The sequence below is a fragment of the Enterobacter sp. 01-M-03-SI-ECC genome, assembly GCF_047530215.1.
GTDB lineage: Bacteria > Pseudomonadota > Gammaproteobacteria > Enterobacterales > Enterobacteriaceae > Enterobacter > Enterobacter chengduensis.
Map to the genome: position 1 here is coordinate 22620 of NZ_JBLKDA010000009.1, position 20124 is coordinate 42743.

Genomic DNA, 20124 nt, shown 5'->3' on the forward strand with positions numbered 1-20124 from the left:
GCCGCCCTTTGTTATTGATTACAGGACGAATCCTGCAATCTGTCAAGTTTGCTCCTCATTCTTCACGCTGTAAATGCATTACCGCGCAAATGATGCTGAGAACCTGATATTACTCGCCTTTAGCTGCTTTGAAAGCTTCAGCCATTGCGTTGTTAGAGAAGTTTGCATCTTCCTGTTTGTTAACAGTTGCGATTGCATCTTTCTCATCAGCTTCGTCTTTAGCACGAACAGACAGGCTGATTGCGCGGTTCTTACGGTCAACACCGGTGAACTTAGCTTCAACATCGTCGCCTACGTTCAGAACCAGAGTCGCATCTTCAACGCGGTCACGGGAAGCTTCAGAAGCGCGCAGGTAACCTTCAACGCCGTCAGCCAGTTCTACGGTTGCGCCTTTAGCATCAACTGCAGTCACTTTACCGTTTACGATTGCGCCTTTCTTGTTCAGTGCAACCCAGTTGTTGAACGGATCTTCTGCGAGCTGTTTAACGCCCAGGGAGATACGCTCACGCTCTGCGTCAACCTGCAGAACAACTGCAGCGATTTCGTCGCCTTTTTTGTATTCACGAACTGCTTCTTCGCCTGCAACGTTCCAGGAGATGTCAGACAGGTGAACCAGGCCATCGATGCCGCCGTCCAGGCCGATGAAGATACCGAAGTCAGTGATAGACTTGATTTTACCTTCAACACGGTCACCCTTGTTGTGGGTTTCCGCGAACTGCTGCCATGGGTTGTTTTTGCACTGTTTCAGGCCCAGGGAGATACGACGACGTTCTTCGTCGATATCCAGAACCATCACTTCCACTACATCACCAACGTTAACAACTTTGGATGGGTGGATGTTTTTGTTGGTCCAGTCCATTTCGGAAACGTGCACCAGACCTTCAACGCCTTCTTCGATTTCAACGAAGCAGCCGTAGTCAGTCAGGTTGGTTACGCGACCAGTCAGTTTAGTACCTTCTGGGTAACGCTTAGCGATAGCTACCCATGGATCTTCGCCCAGCTGTTTCAGGCCGAGGGATACACGAGTACGCTCGCGGTCGAACTTCAGCACTTTAACAGTGATTTCGTCGCCCACGTTCACGATTTCGCTTGGGTGCTTAACGCGTTTCCACGCCATGTCGGTGATGTGCAGCAGGCCATCAACGCCGCCCAGGTCAACGAATGCGCCGTAGTCAGTGAGGTTCTTAACGATACCTTTGACTTCCATGCCTTCCTGCAGGTTTTCCAGCAGCTGATCGCGTTCTGCGCTGTTTTCGGATTCGATAACGGCACGACGGGATACAACAACGTTGTTACGCTTCTGGTCCAGCTTGATTACTTTGAACTCAAGCTCTTTGCCTTCCAGGTGCAGAGTGTCACGGACTGGACGAACGTCTACCAGTGAACCTGGCAGGAACGCACGAATACCATTCAGCTCAACAGTGAAGCCACCTTTAACTTTGCCGTTGATAACACCGACCACAGTTTCAGCTTCTTCGTAAGCTTTTTCCAGGGTGATCCATGCTTCGTGACGTTTCGCTTTCTCACGAGAAAGCAGGGTTTCACCGAAGCCGTCTTCTACTGCGTCCAGCGCAACGTCAACTTCGTCACCAACCTGGATTTCCAGCTCGCCCTGGGCGTTTTTGAACTGCTCTGCCGGAATGGCGGACTCAGATTTCAGACCGGCGTCAACCAGTACTACGTCTTTGTCGATAGCAACAACAACACCGCGAACGATGGAACCCGGGCGGGTTTCGATTTCTTTTAAGGATTCTTCAAACAGTTGAGCAAAAGATTCAGTCATGTTTAATCTTCAGGTTAATATTAACGTCCACCTGGCTCCGTGCCGGATGGGGTTGTTTCACATACCCGCCGTCAATCCATTGCAGCGGGGGTACTGCTAAATCGGTCGCGATTACGCGAGTGCCAGTTTTTGGCGCGCATATTGTAGCGCTTTTTCAATCACTTGCTCAATAGTTAAACTGGTTGAATCCAGAACTAACGCATCTTCTGCGGGAACAAGTGGGGCGACGGCGCGGTTACGATCGCGGTCATCGCGCTCTTTTATCTCGGATAAAAGGCGATCAAAGTTAACACTAAACCCCTTTTCCTGCAACTGAAGCATGCGGCGTTGAGCACGTTCTTCCGAAGAGGCGTCAAGGAAAATTTTCACCGGTGCATCAGGGAACACCACGGTTCCCATATCGCGTCCGTCCGCAATCAACCCCGGGGCTTCACGGAACGCGCGCTGGCGACGTAATAGCGCCTCACGAACGCGCGGGAAAGCCGCCACCTGAGAGGCCGCATTGGCCACTTCCTGAGTGCGGATTTCCCCGCTCACGTCTTCCCCTTCAAGGATGACTTCCAGGTTGCCATTGGTTGACACGAAACGCACATCCAGATGCGCAGCCAGCGGAACCAGCGCTTCTTCAGACGCCACGTCCACATGATGATGCAGCGCAGCCAGCGCCAGCACGCGATAGATTGCTCCCGAATCTAAAAGATGCCATTGCAATGCTTCCGCCATCGCTTTGCACAGAGTCCCTTTCCCTGCGCCACTCGGCCCATCAATGGTGATTACCGGGGCAACTGCCGTCATCTTTTTCTCCTTAAATAAGGCATACCGTTTACATGAACGCCGCGCATTATACGCGCCAACGTGCGCAACTGTTACCTTTGCGTGCAAATTACGGAATGATTGAAGCAGAGTGTAGAAGAAATGAGCGAAGATGTGCGTAATGAAGCGTAAGCAAATGCCGCATCGGGTGATGCGGCAATACGTTATCAGGCCAGCGTGCTAATGCGTGCCAGCTGTTCGAAGTAGTCCGGGAAGGTTTTCGCGGTACATTTCGGATCAAGAATGGTGACAGGCGTGTCCGACAGCGCCACCAGCGAGAAGCACATCGCCATACGGTGATCGTTGTAGGTGCCAATTTCCGCAAACTGCAGTTTTTTCGGAGGGGTCACGCGAATGTAGTCCTCGCCCTCTTCCACCTCGGCACCCACCTTACGCAATTCGGTGGCCATTGCGAACAGGCGGTCCGTCTCTTTGACGCGCCAGTTATAGATGTTACGCAGCGTGGTCGTGCCTTTGGCAAACAGCGCCGCCGTGGCAATGGTCATCGCCGCATCCGGGATATGGTTCATGTCCATGTCGATGGCGTTCAGCTCGCCATGGGTACAGGAGATGAAGTCGTCGCCCCAGGTAACTTTGGCGCCCATTTTTTCCAGCACGTCCGCAAAACGGATGTCGCCCTGCACGCTGTTACGGCCAATACCGGTCACTTTGACCGTGCCGCCTTTAATCGCCCCTGCGGCCAGGAAGTAGGACGCGGATGAGGCATCCCCTTCAACAAGGTAGTTGCCCGGAGACTGGTACTGCTGCGCCCCGCGCACAATAAAGCGCTGGTAAGACTGGTTTTCCACCTCAACGCCGAAGGTTTTCATCAGGTGCAGCGTGATATCAATGTACGGTTTGGAGACCAGCTCCCCTTTAATCGTGATAACCGTGTCCTGCGGGGCCAGCGGCGCGGTCATCAGCAGCGCCGTGAGGAACTGGCTGGAGACGCTGCCGTCAACCTCGACGTGACCGCCGGTAAAGCCCCCGCGCAGACGCAGTGGCGGATAGTTTTCCTGCTCCAGATACGCAATCTGCGCGCCGCCCTGACGCAGGGCATCCACCAGGTGACCAATTGGACGCTCTTTCATGCGCGGCTCGCCGGTCAGCACGATGTTGTTGCTGCCCAGACACAGCGCTGCCGCCAGCGGACGCATCGCGGTACCCGCATTCCCCAGAAACAGCTCAAGATCTTCGCCCGAGCGCAGCGCGCCGCCGTTGCCGGTCACTTCACAGCGGGTACGATCGTCGGAGAGAGTGTAATGAACGCCCAACGCTTTCAGCGCATTGAGCATATGGCGCACGTCATCGCTGTCCAGCAGGTTTGTAAGGACGGTGGTGCCGTTTGCCAGAGCTGCCAGCAGCAGAGCGCGGTTCGAGACACTTTTTGAACCAGGCAGATTAATGGTGCCATCTACCCGCGCGATAGGTTGTAACGTCAGGGATTCCATGAAAACTAAACTCTCAACTCAACATAATAAAAACCCCGCAGGGATGCTGCGGGGGTGAAAAACAGCACATTAACCGTGACGACGTTCGAAGTCGATCATGAAATCCGTCAGGGCCTTAACGCCTTCCAGCGGCATCGCGTTATAGATGGAAGCACGCATGCCGCCAACAACACGATGGCCTTTAAGCGCGTGCAGGCCTGCCGCGAAGGACTCTTCCAGGAACACGTTATCCAGGTTGCTGTCCGCCAGCTGGAACGGCACGTTCATGCGGGAACGGTTCGCTTTCGCCACATCGTTGCGGTAGAAATCGCTCTTGTCGATCACGCCATACAGCAGTTCGGCTTTCTGCTGATTCACCTTGTCCATCTGCGCCACGCCGCCGTTTTGCTTCAGCCATTTGAAGACTAGGCCAGAGAGGTACCACGCAAACGTCGGCGGGGTGTTGAACATAGAGTCATTATCGTTCAGCACGGTGTAATCGAGAATGGACGGGCAGGATGTATGCGCTTTACCCAGCAGGTCTTCACGCACGACGACGATAGTCAAACCGGCCGGACCGATATTTTTCTGCGCGCCGGCATAGATCACACCGTAGCGGCTGACGTCAATGGGCGCAGAGAGTATGGTGGAGGAGAAGTCGGCGGCAACCACAACATCGCTGCCGAAGTCTGGCGTTTCGTCGATGGCGATCCCGTCGATGGTTTCGTTCGGGCAGTAGTGCAGATACGCTGCGTTATCAGAAAGCTGCCACTCGCGCATTGGCTTCACGGCGCGCAGACCGTCAACGGTCACTTTGGCGTCGATCACATTCGGCGCGCAGTATTTATGCGCTTCTTTAATGGCGCTTGCCGCCCAGTAGCCCGCGTCAACGTAGTCAGCCGTCGTTTTATCACCGAGGATATTCAGCGGAACGCCAGCAAACTGGCCGCGCCCGCCGCCGTGACAGAACAATACTTTGTAGTTGGAGGGGATATTCAGCAGATCGCGAAAATCCTTTTCTGCCTCTTCCGCCACCTGAATAAACTCTTTACCCCGGTGGCTGATTTCCATCACCGACGTACCGAGACCGTTCCAGTCACAAAGTTCCTGTTGAGCCTGTTTAAGCACGTCTGCCGGTAATATTGCCGGACCTGAACTGAAATTAAAGACCTGAGCCATTTCCCCTCACCACGCTAAAAGCCATAAGTTATAACTGTGGATATCGGTTTTATCATTCAGTGACACGCGCCGCAATGTCTAAAACTTATGACCGGGGAAATGTGCCCTGCATCACACAAAACAATCTGCCGCCTCGCTAAGACAAAACCGACAAAATGGCTGTCAGCTGATACGTTTGGCCCGGCTAACCTTCGTCCATTCCGGATTTGCACAGCGGGGGCATAATTGACGATCCCCCGGCTGCATCGCAACCACATGGCTGCATCTTACGCAAGCATACTCGCCTGATTCCGGTACGGTTCTGAAACGCTCGATGAGCATATCCGGCAGGATGCAGAGTCCCGGCTTTACCTCGTCGTCAGAATAGTAATAGACGCTGATCTGCCCGTTGGTTTCCATGATCGCAAGACGCACCTGCCCCAACTGTTCAACGCTGTTCAGGCGTAGCTCCATAAAGAACTCAAACTCCGTCATATTGGCGCTTCGTACATTATCCCAGGCCAGCTGTCCGTCCTCGACGATCACGACCGGCTTCCCTTCAAGCAAATCTTCCAGCTTCTCGCTTTTCGACATCAGCCACATGACAAGACGATAAAGCAGCGCCAGGGAAACAAAAACGACGAAGACCGGCACCATCGGCACGTCGTCATAAAAGGCGACGTCTCCCGCCGCTGACCCCAGCGTCAGGATGATCAACACCTCAAAGAGCGACATTTGCCGTACGCCGCGACGGCCGGTGATTTTAAGAAACAGGAAGACGAGTACGAAGGTATACAGGCTGCGCAGCGCCACTTCGCCCAGAAATTCAGGAGGAACTTTATCAAACGCCATCCGATGGAGATCAAATGCTTTCATTTTTCTATGCCTTAACAGTCAGTTACTGCCACTAAGCATAGCCCAGCCATTTATTTTCGCCGAAGATAGCACCCGTCACGCAAAACCCGTATCATTGCGCGCTTTACGTACGATAAAAGTGAACGCCATGACTCAAACGTTTATCCCCGGCAAAGACGCCGCTCTGGAAGATTCCATCGCTCGCTTCCAGCAGAAATTGACCGACCTGGGTTTTAACATCGAAGAAGCCTCCTGGCTCAATCCGGTGCCTCATGTCTGGTCCGTGCATATTCGCGATAAAGACTGTGCCCTGTGCTTTACCAACGGTAAAGGCGCGACAAAAAAAGCGGCACTGGCCTCCGCGCTGGGTGAGTATTTTGAGCGTCTGTCCACCAACTACTTCTTCGCTGACTTCTGGCTGGGCGAAACCATCGCGAACGGCCCGTTCGTGCACTATCCGAACGAAAAATGGTTCCCGCTGACCGAAGACGACGAACTGCCGGAGGGCATTCTGGATCCGCGCCTGCGCGCCTTTTACGATCCGGAAAACGAGCTGACCGCCAGCATGCTGATCGACCTGCAGTCAGGTAATGAAGATCGGGGGATCTGCGCCCTGCCGTTCACCCGCCAGTCGGATGAACAGACCGTCTATATCCCGATGAACATCGTCGGCAACCTGTACGTATCCAACGGGATGTCCGCCGGAAACACCCGTAACGAAGCGCGCGTTCAGGGCCTGTCTGAAGTGTTTGAGCGCCATATTAAAAACCGCATTATTGCCGAATCTATCAGCCTGCCTGAAATTCCGGCCGACGTGCTGGCGCGCTACCCGGGCGTGGTGGAGTCCATCGCCAAGCTCGAAGCTGAAGGTTTCCCTATCTTTGCCTACGATGGCTCGCTGGGCGGCAAGTACCCGGTTATCTGCGTGGTGCTGTTTAACCCAGAAAACGGCACCTGCTTCGCTTCCTTTGGCGCGCACCCGGACTTCGGCGTGGCGCTGGAGCGTACCGTCACCGAGCTGCTGCAGGGCCGTAGCCTGAAAGATCTCGACGTCTTCACCCCGCCGACGTTTGATGACGAAGAAGTGGCCGAGCACACTAACCTCGAAACGCACTTCATCGACTCCAGCGGCCTGATCTCCTGGGATATGTTCAAGCAGGACGCGGACTATCCGTTCGTGGACTGGAGCTTTGCGGGTACCACTGAAGAAGAGTTCGCCACCTTAATGGCCATCTTTGAAGCGGAAGACCAGGAAGTTTACATCGCGGATTACGAACACCTTGGCGTCTACGCGTGCCGCATTATTGTTCCGGGCATGTCCGACATCTATCCGGCCGAAGATCTGTGGCTGGCGAATAACAGCATGGGTGCGCACCTGCGCGAAACGCTCCTGTCCCTGCCGGGCAGCGAGTGGGAGAAAGAAGATTATCTGAACCTGATCGCCCAGCTGGACGAAGAAGGTCACGATGACTTCACCCGCGTGCGTGAACTGCTGGGTCTGGCCACCGGAAAAGACAACGGCTGGTATACCCTGCGCATTGGCGAGCTGAAGGCCATGCTGGCGCTGGCAGGCGGCGACCTGGATCAGGCGCTTGCGTGGACGGAATGGACGATGGAATTCAACCAGTCCGTCTTCTCTGCCGAGCGCACTAACTACTACCGCTGCCTGCAGACGCTGCTGCTGCTCTCTCAGGAAGAAGACCGCGAGCCGCTGCAGTATCTTAATGCCTTCGTGCGTATGTACGGCGCAGAGGCGGTAGAAGCCGCCAGCGCGGCGCTGAGCGGTGAAGAGCCATTCTACGGTTTGCAGGCTGTCGACAGCGACCTTCACGCCTTCCCGGCGCATCAGTCGTTGCTGAAAGCCTATGAGAAGCTGCAGAAAGCAAAAGCCGCTTACTGGTCAAAATAAGCGCACATAACATTACCAGCAGTAGGCGTATTCAATCGTCTGGGCTATATTACGGGGCAATTTCATTGCCCCGTTTTTTATTTTCTTCGGCAATGACTGTTGATTGTAATAATAAAGTTAAACATGGGTAAATATAATAATATTCACCTGGGCTTTACTGTTACTTTTTATGGTTAATACTCCATATTAATTAACTGTTTCAGAGGTGGCTGAACGAAAAAATTCAACTCTTTTCATAACTTTTAAAATTTATTTTTATACGGATAATCAAATACTTACTCCGCATTTGTCGTAAAACCATACACACTGCGGGCCTATAAGCCAGGCGAGATATGATCTATATCAATTTCTCTTCTATAATGCTTTGTTAGTATCTCGTCGCCGACTTAATAAAGAGAGAGTTAGTGTGAAAGCTGACAACCCTTTTGATCTTTTACTCCCCGCCGCGATGGCCAAAGTGGCCGAAGAAGCGGGTGTCTATAAAGCAACGAAACACCCGATGAAGACGTTCTATCTGGCGATCACGGCTGGTGTGTTCATCTCTATCGCTTTCGTCTTCTACATCACCGCCACCACCGGTACTGCCGGAATGCCTTTCGGCATGGCCAAACTGATTGGCGGCATTTGCTTCTCACTGGGTCTGATTCTCTGCGTCATCTGCGGCGCCGACCTCTTCACCTCAACGGTGCTGATTGTCGTGGCAAAGGCCAGCGGAAGGATTACCTGGGGTCAACTGGCACGTAACTGGCTTAACGTCTACGTGGGTAACCTGGTTGGCTGTCTGCTCTTTGTTTTGTTGATGTGGCTTTCTGGCGAGTACATGACCGCCAACGGCGGCTGGGGCCTCAACGTCCTGCAAACCGCCGACCACAAAATGCACCACACATTTATCGAAGCCGTTGCTCTTGGCATCCTCGCAAACCTGATGGTCTGCCTGGCTGTATGGATGAGCTACTCGGGTCGTAGCCTGATGGACAAAGCCTTAATTATGGTTCTGCCGGTTGCGATGTTTGTTGCCAGCGGCTTTGAGCACAGTATCGCGAATATGTTCATGATCCCAATGGGCATTGTTATCCGCGACTTTGCGAGCCCGGAGTTCTGGACCGCAGTTGGTTCATCCCCGGAAAGTTTCTCTCACCTGACTATTATGAATTTCATTACTGATAACCTGATCCCTGTCACTATCGGGAACATTATCGGTGGGGGTCTGTTAGTTGGGTTGACATACTGGGTCATTTACCTGCGTGGCGACGATCATCATTGATGGTTTTCTCAGGCAGTAAATAAAAAATCCACTTAAGAAGGTAGGTGTTACATGTCCGAGCTTAATGAAAAGTTAGCCACAGCCTGGGAAGGTTTTGCGAAAGGTGACTGGCAGAATGAAGTCAACGTCCGTGACTTTATTCAGAAAAACTATACCCCGTATGAAGGTGACGAATCCTTCCTGGCTGGCGCCACTGACGCGACCACCAAGCTGTGGGACAGCGTAATGGAAGGCGTTAAACTGGAAAACCGCACTCACGCGCCAGTTGATTTTGACACCTCCGTTGCTTCCACCATCACTTCTCACGATGCTGGCTATATCAACAAAGCCCTTGAGAAAATCGTTGGTCTGCAGACTGAAGCACCACTGAAACGCGCAATCATCCCGTTCGGTGGTATCAAAATGGTTGAAGGTTCCTGCAAAGCGTATAACCGCGAGCTGGATCCAATGCTGAAAAAAATCTTCACCGAATACCGCAAAACCCACAACCAGGGCGTATTCGATGTTTACACCAAAGACATTCTGAACTGCCGTAAGTCTGGCGTTCTGACCGGTCTGCCAGATGCGTATGGCCGTGGCCGTATCATCGGTGACTACCGTCGCGTTGCGCTGTACGGTATCGACTTCCTGATGAAAGACAAGTACGCGCAGTTTGTTTCCCTGCAGTCCGATCTGGAAAACGGCGTAAACCTGGAAGCGACTATCCGTCTGCGTGAAGAGATCGCTGAACAGCACCGTGCGCTGGGTCAGATCAAAGAGATGGCGGCGAAATACGGCTGCGATATCTCTGGTCCGGCTACCAACGCTCAGGAAGCTATCCAGTGGACCTACTTCGGCTACCTGGCCGCTGTTAAGTCTCAGAACGGCGCAGCAATGTCCTTCGGTCGCGTATCCACCTTCCTGGATGCCTACATCGAACGTGACCTGAAAGCAGGCAAAATCACCGAGCAAGACGCTCAGGAAATGATTGACCACCTGGTCATGAAACTGCGTATGGTTCGCTTCCTGCGTACCCCAGAATACGATGAGCTGTTCTCCGGTGACCCAATCTGGGCTACTGAATCTATCGGCGGTATGGGCGTTGACGGCCGTACTCTGGTAACCAAAAACAGCTTCCGCTTCCTGAATACCCTGTACACCATGGGTCCTTCTCCGGAGCCGAACATCACCGTTCTGTGGTCTGAAAAACTGCCTCTGAACTTCAAGAAATTCGCCGCTAAAGTGTCCATCGACACCTCTTCTCTGCAGTACGAGAACGATGACCTGATGCGTCCGGACTTCAACAACGACGATTACGCTATCGCTTGCTGCGTAAGCCCAATGGTTGTTGGTAAACAAATGCAGTTCTTCGGTGCGCGTGCAAACCTGGCGAAAACCATGCTGTACGCTATCAACGGCGGCGTTGATGAAAAACTGAAAATGCAGGTTGGTCCTAAGTCTGAGCCAATCAAAGGCGACGTGCTGAACTATGACGAAGTCATGGAACGTATGGATCACTTCATGGACTGGCTGGCGAAACAGTACGTCACTGCGCTGAACGTTATCCACTACATGCACGACAAGTACAGCTACGAAGCTTCTCTGATGGCGCTGCACGACCGTGACGTTATCCGCACCATGGCGTGTGGTATCGCAGGCCTGTCCGTTGCTGCTGACTCCCTGTCTGCAATCAAATATGCGAAAGTTAAACCCATTCGTGACGAAGACGGCCTGGCCGTAGACTTCGAAATCGAAGGCGAATATCCGCAGTTTGGTAACAACGATTCTCGCGTTGATGACATGGCGGTTGACCTGGTAGAACGTTTCATGAAGAAAATTCAGAAACTCACTACCTACCGTAACGCTATCCCGACTCAGTCTGTTCTGACTATCACCTCTAACGTGGTGTACGGTAAGAAAACCGGTAACACCCCAGACGGTCGTCGTGCTGGCGCGCCATTCGGCCCAGGTGCTAACCCAATGCACGGTCGTGACCAGAAAGGTGCAGTTGCCTCTCTGACTTCCGTTGCTAAACTGCCGTTTGCTTACGCGAAAGATGGTATCTCTTACACCTTCTCTATCGTGCCAAACGCGCTGGGTAAAGATGACGAAGTTCGTAAGACTAACCTGGCAGGCCTGATGGATGGTTACTTCCACCACGAAGCGTCCATCGAAGGTGGTCAGCACCTGAACGTGAACGTCATGAACCGTGAAATGCTGCTCGACGCGATGGAACACCCTGAGAAATATCCTCAGCTGACCATCCGCGTATCTGGCTACGCAGTACGTTTTAACTCCCTGACTAAAGAACAGCAGCAGGACGTTATCACCCGTACTTTCACTCAGTCCATGTAAGTGGAATTGACTGAAATCACGCGTTAAAAGGCGTACAATAAAGGCTCCACGCAAGTGGGGCCTTTTTAACACCCTCGCTTTATCAGTCTCTTTTGTCCGCTATCTATACTGAATGGATAACAGCCAAAACAGACTCGACATAGCCTTTGAGCTGTGCATCTACATAGGCCCCGGATGGGCCAAATTCGGAGATATCACCGCAATGTCAACTATTGGTCGCATTCACTCCTTTGAATCCTGTGGCACCGTCGATGGCCCGGGCATCCGCTTTATCACCTTCTTCCAGGGCTGCCTGATGCGCTGCCTGTACTGCCACAACCGCGACACCTGGGACACCCACGGCGGTAAAGAAGTCACCGTTGAAGACCTGATGAAAGAGGTGGTGACCTACCGTCACTTTATGAACGCGTCCGGCGGCGGCGTGACCGCCTCCGGTGGCGAAGCCATTCTTCAGGCTGAATTTGTCCGCGACTGGTTCCGCGCCTGCCGCAAAGAAGGCATTCATACCTGCCTCGACACCAACGGCTTTGTGCGCCGCTACGATCCGGTCATTGACGAGCTGCTTGAAGTGACCGATCTGGTGATGCTCGATCTCAAACAGATGAACGATGAGATCCACCAGAACCTGGTTGGCGTGTCAAACCACCGTACGCTGGAGTTTGCCAAATATATTGCCGATAAAGGCATTAAAACCTGGATCCGCTACGTGGTGGTGCCAGGCTGGTCAGATGACGATGACTCCGCGCACCGCCTGGGTGAATTTACCCGCGACATGGGCAACGTCGAGAAAATTGAGCTTCTGCCCTATCACGAGCTGGGTAAACACAAATGGGTGGCCTTGGGTGAAGAGTACAAGCTTGATGGCGTGAAGCCGCCGAAAAAAGAGACGATGGAACGCGTCAAAGGTATTCTTGAGCAGTACGGCCACAAGGTCATGTATTAAAGAAAGGCCCGGTGAGAACCGGGCCTTTTTATATTCTATTTAAAGACGCCGTTAATAATGGACGTCACAATGGCAGTACTCAGCGCAATTAAGACCAGGTCGTCACCCACTACCCGCCATTCATAGCCCGGATAGGAAGGAAGCTGACCCAGCATAGAGGCCGGCACGGTTTTCTTCGCAATACCCGGAGGCAGTGGTTTACCGCGCGCCAGGTTTTTTGCGATCCCCGGAGGCAGAGACTTATAGCCCGTTAAGCCGTAATTCAGCGCCAGATGACGGGCACGATCGAAACTCACGCGAGCATCGACATCGTTACCGACATCTTTGCTGTTTTTAACGCTCTTATTCGAATTGCCAGGGTTATCCTGACCGTTATTTTGCTTACTACCATGGTTACCAGAATTCCCGTTACCATGATTGCCGCTGTTACCCTGTCCGCCACCGTTTCCGTGACCATTGCCATTCCCGTTTCCAGGATTAGCCATGACCGGAGACGTTGCAAACGTTAAAGACAACACTACGGCAAGTGCGGTAGTGGAAAAACGACGAATAGACATGATTGCTGCCTTAAGTGGTAGGACTCACATGAATTATCGTCTGGCGCAATAAACACACAATAAGTAAAACTCTGAGTTGTGATGGGGACAAAAAAGCCTGTCATTGACAGGCTTTTATTTAATCAGGCATGTGCCACAGGCGTTGGATGCTCGCCCGCTTTGCGCAGCAGCATTAAGAGATAAATAAACGACACGCTGGCGATCATGATAAACAGTAAATTATCGGAGTAATTCTGCATCAGCATCGCGGTAAACGTCGGCCCTAATAAGCTGCCGATGGTATAGCTCAGCAACAGCGCCTGGTTCATTGCCACCAGCTGATGATGCTCGACTTTCTCACAGGCCCAGGCCATCGCCACCGGATAGAGCGTAAAGCCGGCCGCCCCGAGAATGAACAGCGCAGGCGCCATCGCGGCGTTGCTGAGCATGGCAAGACAGCCCATGATCACCACGAAAACCTGAACGCGAAGCACCAGCAGACGGCCAAAGCGGTCCGCCAGGCGGCCAATCGGCCACTGTCCGACAATACCCGCACTCACCATGACCGCCATCCAGAAACCGATGCCGGAATCGCTGACGCCCTGATGATTCAGATAGAGCGGCATCAGGCCATAGAGCGAGCCGAGTACAATCCCGGAGATAATGCAGCCGTTAACGCCCAGACGCGCCTGACGCAGTCTCAGCATGGGCCAGACGTGAGTCGCTTCCTGATGCTCGCTGTTCTGGTTCACAATGCGCGTGAAGAGCAGCGGCAGGATCGCGGCCAGCACCATGCCCGTCACCCACGGCAGAACGCTCATCAGGTCGGTTGGCAGCTTGCTGACCATCAGTTGCCCCAGCACGGTGCCGACGTAGTAAACCATCATATACGCAGCCAGCAGGCGTCCACGGTTGCGGGAAGTACCGCTGCACATCAGCGCACTTTCAACCACCACCCAAATCATCGCACAGCCTACGCCAGCGATAAAGCGCCATGCCATCCAGCTCCAGAAGCCGACCATCAGTCCCAGCCCGGCACATCCGGCACCGAAAATCAGCGAAGCCAGATAATAGCTGCGATTAAAGCCAAAGCGTTTAATCAGGTTACCGGTCACCAGCGTACCCAGCAGGTTGCCGGTAAAAAAGGACGAGCTGACCATACCCACCTGCCAGGTCGGTAAGTTTTCATGGGCGAGCCACAGCGGGACGAGCGTATTTAACACTGCGATCGCCAGGGTCAACAAAAGCAGGCCACAGAGCAACAGCAGCACTGGCCGGTTATAGGTGGTCATGGATTAAAAACCGTGCGGAAGTTCAGATTTCGTGCGCATCATGCCACTGGCAAAAACAAAGTCAATCCACGGATTTAGCCGCCTCGCACAATATGTTCCCTGTCGATTTAAAAAACTTATCCTGCTAATGCCACGCCTGCTATAGATATTAATTATGTCTCTGTTTTCATTTATTAATGGGTAAAATTAAAACAAAACGACAGTCGAAAAATTTCATGATCGAAAAAGAAAAAGCCGGGCACTCAGGCCCGGCTTGATATAACCAAAAGCAGCGTTAGCTGGCGACAGCCATACCTACAGTCATATGCAACCCGTAGAACACGCCGCGGCCAATCAGCTCACCCGCCAGGACCAGCACAAAAGCCAGTGACAGCAGCGGCAGCGCGGGCTGATAGCCCTTGAGCTGAGGAGCGATCCAGAATACCAGCGCGGCGACCAGCAGAACGATGCGCCAGGCCATCAGAGCACCGTAGTCCGGCACCAGGGCAGAAGCCTGCTGGATAGAGCTGTGAATAGTTGCCAGCTCGGCCCCCTGCATCAGGGCGACTATCGCACTCACCACCAGCGCCAGCAGCGAAACCGCGGGGAGCAAACGCATTGCCCAGCCGTCTACGCCCGCCACGCGCAACAGCAGGTAGCCGAGCAGCGGCCCGCCGATAAACATCGTCAGGAAGAAGCTCATCGGCGTCCAGACGCTGTACCAGGTTGGTACGGTGTCGATGGTGTTATAGACGCGCACCATCATCCACACGAACACCACGCCCAGAACCATGGTTACGATCAGCCACAGGCTGCGCAGGCCCGCCGGCAGCTTCTTCAACGCGGCCAGCAGCCAGCCCAGCCCACCGACGGCAAAGAAAATTGCCCCGCTGGCAATCTCGTTACTGAGGGACGATGCCCCCACGCGGTTCAGAGAGTTAAACGCGCGCATCGGTGAACCCAGGTGCAGCGTAGAAGCGATAAAGCCAATCCCCATCAGCACCCACAGGCCAAACATGCTCAACACTAAACGCTGCTGCTGTTCGGCATTGAGGTTCCCTTTTAACAGCGCCAGCGCGAGCACAATGAAGCCGCCCGCCACGCACTGACCAAAGACCGTGAAGATCATCAGCGGCCATTCATGCCATCCACTTCCCATCTCACACCTCCTTCGGGTTTGCCAGGTAGCCGGTGGTGTCACCTGTAGGACGGCTGTTGGCGTTAGGTTTAATCACAATACTCGGCTTCGTGAAGTGCGCAGACGGCAGCGGCGCCACTGCGGCAAGCTGACCGTGTTTTTGGCGCAGCTCTTCAATGGGACCAAAGTCCAGCGCGCGCAGCGGGTAGGACTCGACGCAGATCGGCTTTTTGCCGTCCGCGACGCGGGTGTGGCAACCGTCGCACTTGGTCATATGGCCTTTAGCGGCGTTGTACTGCGGGGCGCCGTATGGGCAGGCCATATGGCAGTAGCGGCAGCCGATACAGACATCTTCATCCACCACCACAAAACCGTCTTCGCGCTTGTGCATCGCACCGCTCGGGCAAACCTTGGTACAGGCCGGATCTTCGCAGTGGTTACAGGCAATCGACAGGTAATAGGCAAAGACGTTCTGATGCCAGACGCCGTTATCTTCCTGCCAGTCGCCCCCGGCGTATTCGTAGATGCGGCGGAAGCTCACGTCCGGGGTGAGATCTTTGTAATCTTTACAGGCCAGCTCGCAGGTTTTGCAACCGGTGCAACGGCTGGAATCAATGAAAAATCCATACTGGGTTGTCATCGGTTACTCCTTAAACCTTTTCAACCTGAACAAGGTTTGTGTGGGATGGATTGCCCTTCGCCAGCGGCGACGGACGCTGCGTGGTCAGCACGTTAATACTGCCCGCCTGGTCGATGCGGTTGGCATCCGGGCTGTACCAGGCCCCTTCCCCTAACGCCACCACGCCGGGCATCATGCGCGGCGTCACTTTAGCCTCAATGTGCACCTCACCGCGTCCGTTGAAGATACGTACGCGATCGCCATTGCTGATACCGCGCGCTTTGGCATCCATCGGGTTGATCCACATCTCCTGACGGCAGGCGGCTTTCAGCACGTCGACGTTACCGTAGGTAGAGTGCACGCGCGCTTTGTAGTGGAAGCCGGTCAACTGCAGCGGGAATTTCGCCGTCAGCGGATCGTTATAGTTTTCAAAGCCCGGCGTGTAGATCGGCAGCGGATCGATGACGTCCCCTTCCGGCAGCTCCCAGGTCGACGCGATTTTTGCCAGCGCTTCGGAGTAAATTTCGATTTTGCCCGACGGCGTGGTCAGCGGGTTCGCCTGCGGATCTTCACGGAACGCTTTATACGCCACGTGGTGCCCTTCCGGATCGCGCTGTTTGTACATTCCCTGCTTGCGGAAGGTGTCAAAGTCCGGCAGGTCTGGGATCGCCTTGCGGGAGAGTTCATGCAGATGGCGCATCCACCCTTCCTGAGTACGTCCCTCGGTAAACTGCTGCTCAACGCCAAGACGTTTCGCCAGCTCCGAGGTCATTTCATAAATGGTTTTGCACTCGAAGCGCGGTTTGATGGCCTGGTCGGTGAAGATCACGTAGGACATGTTGCCGCAGGAGGCGTCCAGCGCGAAATCCATCTGCTCAGAAGCGGTGCAGTCCGGCAGCAGGATATCGGCATATTTCGCCGAGGAGGTCATGTGGCAGTCGATGACCACAATCATCTCGCACTTCTTGTCATCCTGCAGGATTTCATGGGTACGGTTGATTTCTGAGTGCTGATTGATCAGACAGTTACCGGCATAGTTCCAGATCATCTTGATCGGCACGTCCAGCTTATCCTTGCCGCGCACGCCGTCGCGCAGGGCGGTCATTTCCGGGCCGCGTTCAATCGCATCGGTCCACATAAACATAGAGATGCTGGTCTGAACCGGGTTATCCAGCGTCGGCATACGTTCGAACGGCACCTCATATGAGCCTTCGCGCGCGCCAGTGTTACCACCGTGAATGCCGACGTTACCGGTCAGAATGGAGAGCATGGAGATGGCGCGGGTCGCGATTTCACCGTTCGCATGACGCTGCGGGCCCCAGCCCTGGCTGATGTAGGCCGGTTTCGCGGAGCCAATCTCACGCGCCAGCTGAACAATACGCTCGACCGGGATGCCGGTGATGGTGGAGGCCCACTCCGGCGTTTTTGCCACGCCGTCGCTGCCCTGGCCAAGGATATAGGCCTTGTAATGGCCGTTGGCAGGCGCGCTGGCTGGCAGGGTTTTCTCGTCATAGCCGACGCAGTATTTATCCAGGAAAGGCTGATCGACGAGGTTTTCGGTGATCATCACCCACGCCAGGGCGGAGACCAGCGCCGCATCGGTACCGGGACGGATGGGGATCCACTCGTCTTCGCGCCCTGCACCGGTGTCGGTATAGCGCGGATCGATAATGATCATGCGGGCATTGGATTTAGCGCGCGCCTGTTCGAGGTAGTAGGTCACCCCGCCACCGCTCATGCGCGTCTCGCCCGGGTTGTTTCCGAACAGGACGACCAGCTTGCTGTTTTCGATATCGGACGGGCTGTTGCCGTCCGCCCAGCCGCCGTAGGTATAGTTCAGACCAGCGGCAATCTGCGCGGAAGAGTAGTCGCCGTAGTGATTGAGATAACCGCCGCAGCAGTTCATCAGGCGCGCCACCAGCGTTTTTCCCGGTGGCCAGGAGCGGGTCAGCGTGCCGCCGAGCGTCCCGGTGCCGTAGTTCAGGTAGATGGACTCGTTGCCGTACTCTTTGATCAAACGCTGCATGTTGGTAGCGATGATGTCGTAGGCTTCGTCCCAGCTGATGCGCTCGAACTTCCCTTCTCCACGCTTACCGACGCGCTTCATCGGATACTTCAGGCGATCCGGGTTATAGACGCGGCGACGCATGGAGCGGCCGCGCAGGCAGGCGCGAACCTGGTGCAGCCCTTCGTAATTATCGTCTCCGGTATTGTCGGTTTCGACATATTTAATTTCGCCATCCACCACGTGCATACGCAGCGGGCAGCGGCTACCGCAGTTTACCGTACAGGCGCTCCAGACCACTTTTTCCGGTGCTGAGGCTGGAGATAACGCATCCGCCGCTGACGCCAGTCGGGCAAAGGGGAGCGTGAAGGCGCTGCTGGCGATGGCCAGGCCGCCAATTGCCGTGGTTTTCATCAACCCACGGCGAGTGACCTCGGCAGCCAGTAATTCTTCAGGCGCGTTGATTTTCATAGAAACTCACTTTGGTTGCTCACAAAGAAAAGAGAGGCGGCGCAAGCCGCTATATAGTTTTATATATAACGAATTTCTTCGTTTTCAGCTTTTTATGCTGGCTTTCATTCGGAGGAGTATTACTACTTTAGTGGGAGAGGTTATTGCTTCGTATCAAATCAAAGGCATAAAAAAAGCGCCCTGAGGCGCTTTTTTGTTTTATGACAAATTATTAGCCAATGTACTGCTGGCCTTTCATGTATGGGCGCAGCACTTCAGGGATCTCAATACGGCCATCCGCCTGCTGATAGTTTTCCAGCACGGCAACCAGCGTACGTCCCACGGCCAGACCCGAACCGTTCAGGGTATGCACCAGACGGGTTTTCTTGTCTGACTTGCTGCGGCAGCGAGCCTGCATGCGGCGCGCCTGGAAATCCCAGACGTTAGAGCAGGAGGAGATCTCACGGTAGGTGTTCTGCGCAGGCACCCACACTTCCAGATCGAAGGTTTTGCAGGCGCTAAAGCCCATATCACCGGTGCAGAGTGCCATACGACGGTACGGCAGACCCAGCAGCTCCAGCACTTTCTCAGCGTGGCCGGTCATCTCTTCCAGCGCGTCCATGGACTCTTCAGGACGAACGATCTGCACCATTTCAACTTTATCGAACTGGTGCATACGGATCAGACCGCGCGTGTCGCGACCGTAAGATCCTGCTTCAGAACGGAAGCACGGAGAGTGCGCGGTCAGCTTGATTGGCAGATCGTCTTCGTCGATGATCTCATCGCGCACGAGGTTAGTCAGCGGCACTTCCGCGGTTGGGATCAGCGCGTAGTTGCTGCTGTCAGCTTCCTCGTCCAGCGGACGGGTATGGAACAGATCGCCAGCAAATTTCGGCAGCTGGCCCGTACCGTACAGCGTATCGTGGTTGACCAGATACGGCACGTAGGTTTCGCTATAGCCGTGCTGCTCGGTGTGCAGATCAATCATGAACTGCGCCAGCGCGCGGTGCAGGTGGGCAATCTGGCCTTTCATCACCACGAAGCGGGAGCCGGTCAGCTTAACCGCGGCCGCAAAGTCCAGCCCCGCGTGCATTTCGCCCAGCGTCACGTGATCGCGCACCTCGAAGTCAAACTCGCGAGGCGTGCCCCAGCGTTTCACTTCAACGTTGTCGTTTTCATCTTTACCGACAGGCACGCTGTCGTCAGGAATGTTCGGGATAGCCAGGGCAATATCGCGAATTTCGGCCTGAAGAACATCCAGCTCGGCTTTCGCCTGATCCAGCTCTTCACCCAGTTTGTTCACTTCCAGGCGTAATGGCTCAATATCTTCCCCGCGTGCTTTCGCCTGGCCGATGGATTTCGATCGAGAGTTACGCTCTGCCTGCAGATTTTCAGTTTGTACCTGCAGAACTTTACGACGCTCTTCAAGAGCGCGCAGCTTATCTACATCCAGCTTAAAGCCCCGGCGTGCCAGTTTTTCAGCGACTGCGTCTGGCTCATTACGCAGCAGATTGGGATCGAGCATGCTTATCCTGTGCTTATCGAATTAAAATAGGAAATGTGACCACAGCCTGCGGCCACAAGGATACAATTGCAAACATTACCGCAACGACTGA

The 20124-nt window shown here is 54.2% G+C and carries 15 protein-coding genes; 4 read left to right on the forward strand and 11 right to left on the reverse strand.

What is annotated here, in order from left to right; translation table 11 throughout:
- Window positions 1–109: 109 nt before the first annotated feature.
- The 5 genes from rpsA to ACMWKK_RS10630 form a co-directional block, all read right to left on the reverse strand.
- Window positions 110–1783: a 30S ribosomal protein S1 gene (rpsA, locus tag ACMWKK_RS10610; protein WP_008499966.1), complete on the reverse strand. Its 1674-nt coding sequence runs from the start codon at window positions 1781–1783 to the stop codon at window positions 110–112.
- Between the two features lie 111 nt (window positions 1784–1894).
- The gene (cmk, locus tag ACMWKK_RS10615) at window positions 1895–2578 is read right to left on the reverse strand and encodes a (d)CMP kinase (RefSeq protein WP_045327246.1); all 684 of its coding nucleotides are present in this window, start codon (window positions 2576–2578) and stop codon (window positions 1895–1897) included.
- Between the two features lie 185 nt (window positions 2579–2763).
- The gene (gene aroA / locus ACMWKK_RS10620; protein WP_112781210.1) at window positions 2764–4047 is read right to left on the reverse strand and encodes a 3-phosphoshikimate 1-carboxyvinyltransferase; all 1284 of its coding nucleotides are present in this window, start codon (window positions 4045–4047) and stop codon (window positions 2764–2766) included.
- A gap of 69 nt (window positions 4048–4116) precedes the next feature.
- Window positions 4117–5205 (reverse strand): 3-phosphoserine/phosphohydroxythreonine transaminase, encoded by a 1089-nt coding sequence (gene serC, locus ACMWKK_RS10625; protein ID WP_406542791.1) that lies wholly within the window; start codon window positions 5203–5205, stop codon window positions 4117–4119.
- 162 nt (window positions 5206–5367) lie between these two features.
- Window positions 5368–6060, reverse strand: a complete 693-nt coding sequence (locus ACMWKK_RS10630; protein ID WP_112781212.1) for a DUF421 domain-containing protein — start codon at window positions 6058–6060, stop codon at window positions 5368–5370.
- 127 nt (window positions 6061–6187) lie between these two features.
- Between ACMWKK_RS10630 and ycaO the strand changes: the two genes are divergently transcribed.
- The 4 genes from ycaO (at window position 6188) to pflA (ending at window position 12489) form a co-directional block, all read left to right on the forward strand.
- On the forward strand, window positions 6188–7948 hold the full coding sequence (gene ycaO, locus ACMWKK_RS10635; protein WP_112781213.1) for a 30S ribosomal protein S12 methylthiotransferase accessory factor YcaO: 1761 nt from the start codon (window positions 6188–6190) through the stop codon (window positions 7946–7948).
- A 406-nt stretch (window positions 7949–8354) separates the two neighbouring features.
- Entirely contained in the window at window positions 8355–9212 is an 858-nt protein-coding gene (gene focA / locus ACMWKK_RS10640; protein ID WP_008499974.1) for a formate transporter FocA, read from the forward strand.
- Between the two features lie 51 nt (window positions 9213–9263).
- Window positions 9264–11546, forward strand: a complete 2283-nt coding sequence (gene pflB / locus ACMWKK_RS10645; RefSeq protein WP_023332542.1) for a formate C-acetyltransferase — start codon at window positions 9264–9266, stop codon at window positions 11544–11546.
- 202 nt (window positions 11547–11748) lie between these two features.
- Window positions 11749–12489 carry a pyruvate formate lyase 1-activating protein gene (gene pflA / locus ACMWKK_RS10650; protein WP_112781214.1) on the forward strand — a complete coding sequence of 247 codons (741 nt, stop codon included), beginning with the start codon at window positions 11749–11751 and terminating at the stop codon, window positions 12487–12489.
- 35 nt (window positions 12490–12524) lie between these two features.
- Here pflA and ACMWKK_RS10655 read toward each other — a convergent pair whose 3' ends face one another.
- The 6 genes from ACMWKK_RS10655 to serS form a co-directional block, all read right to left on the reverse strand.
- Window positions 12525–13046, reverse strand: a complete 522-nt coding sequence (locus ACMWKK_RS10655; protein WP_112781215.1) for an anti-virulence regulator CigR family protein — start codon at window positions 13044–13046, stop codon at window positions 12525–12527.
- 122 nt (window positions 13047–13168) lie between these two features.
- Complete coding sequence (locus ACMWKK_RS10660; RefSeq protein WP_112781216.1) at window positions 13169–14317, reverse strand: MFS transporter; 1149 nt, start codon at window positions 14315–14317, stop codon at window positions 13169–13171.
- Window positions 14318–14591: 274 nt separating this feature from the next.
- Window positions 14592–15455, reverse strand: a complete 864-nt coding sequence (locus tag ACMWKK_RS10665; RefSeq protein ID WP_045327260.1) for a dimethyl sulfoxide reductase anchor subunit family protein — start codon at window positions 15453–15455, stop codon at window positions 14592–14594.
- Window position 15456: 1 nt separating this feature from the next.
- Window positions 15457–16074 (reverse strand): DMSO/selenate family reductase complex B subunit, encoded by a 618-nt coding sequence (locus ACMWKK_RS10670; protein ID WP_112781217.1) that lies wholly within the window; start codon window positions 16072–16074, stop codon window positions 15457–15459.
- Between the two features lie 10 nt (window positions 16075–16084).
- Window positions 16085–18529: a dimethylsulfoxide reductase subunit A gene (dmsA, locus tag ACMWKK_RS10675; protein ID WP_112781218.1), complete on the reverse strand. Its 2445-nt coding sequence runs from the start codon at window positions 18527–18529 to the stop codon at window positions 16085–16087.
- 211 nt (window positions 18530–18740) lie between these two features.
- Window positions 18741–20033 carry a serine--tRNA ligase gene (gene serS, locus ACMWKK_RS10680; RefSeq protein ID WP_048994017.1) on the reverse strand — a complete coding sequence of 431 codons (1293 nt, stop codon included), beginning with the start codon at window positions 20031–20033 and terminating at the stop codon, window positions 18741–18743.
- Between the last annotated feature and the right edge of the window lie 91 nt (window positions 20034–20124).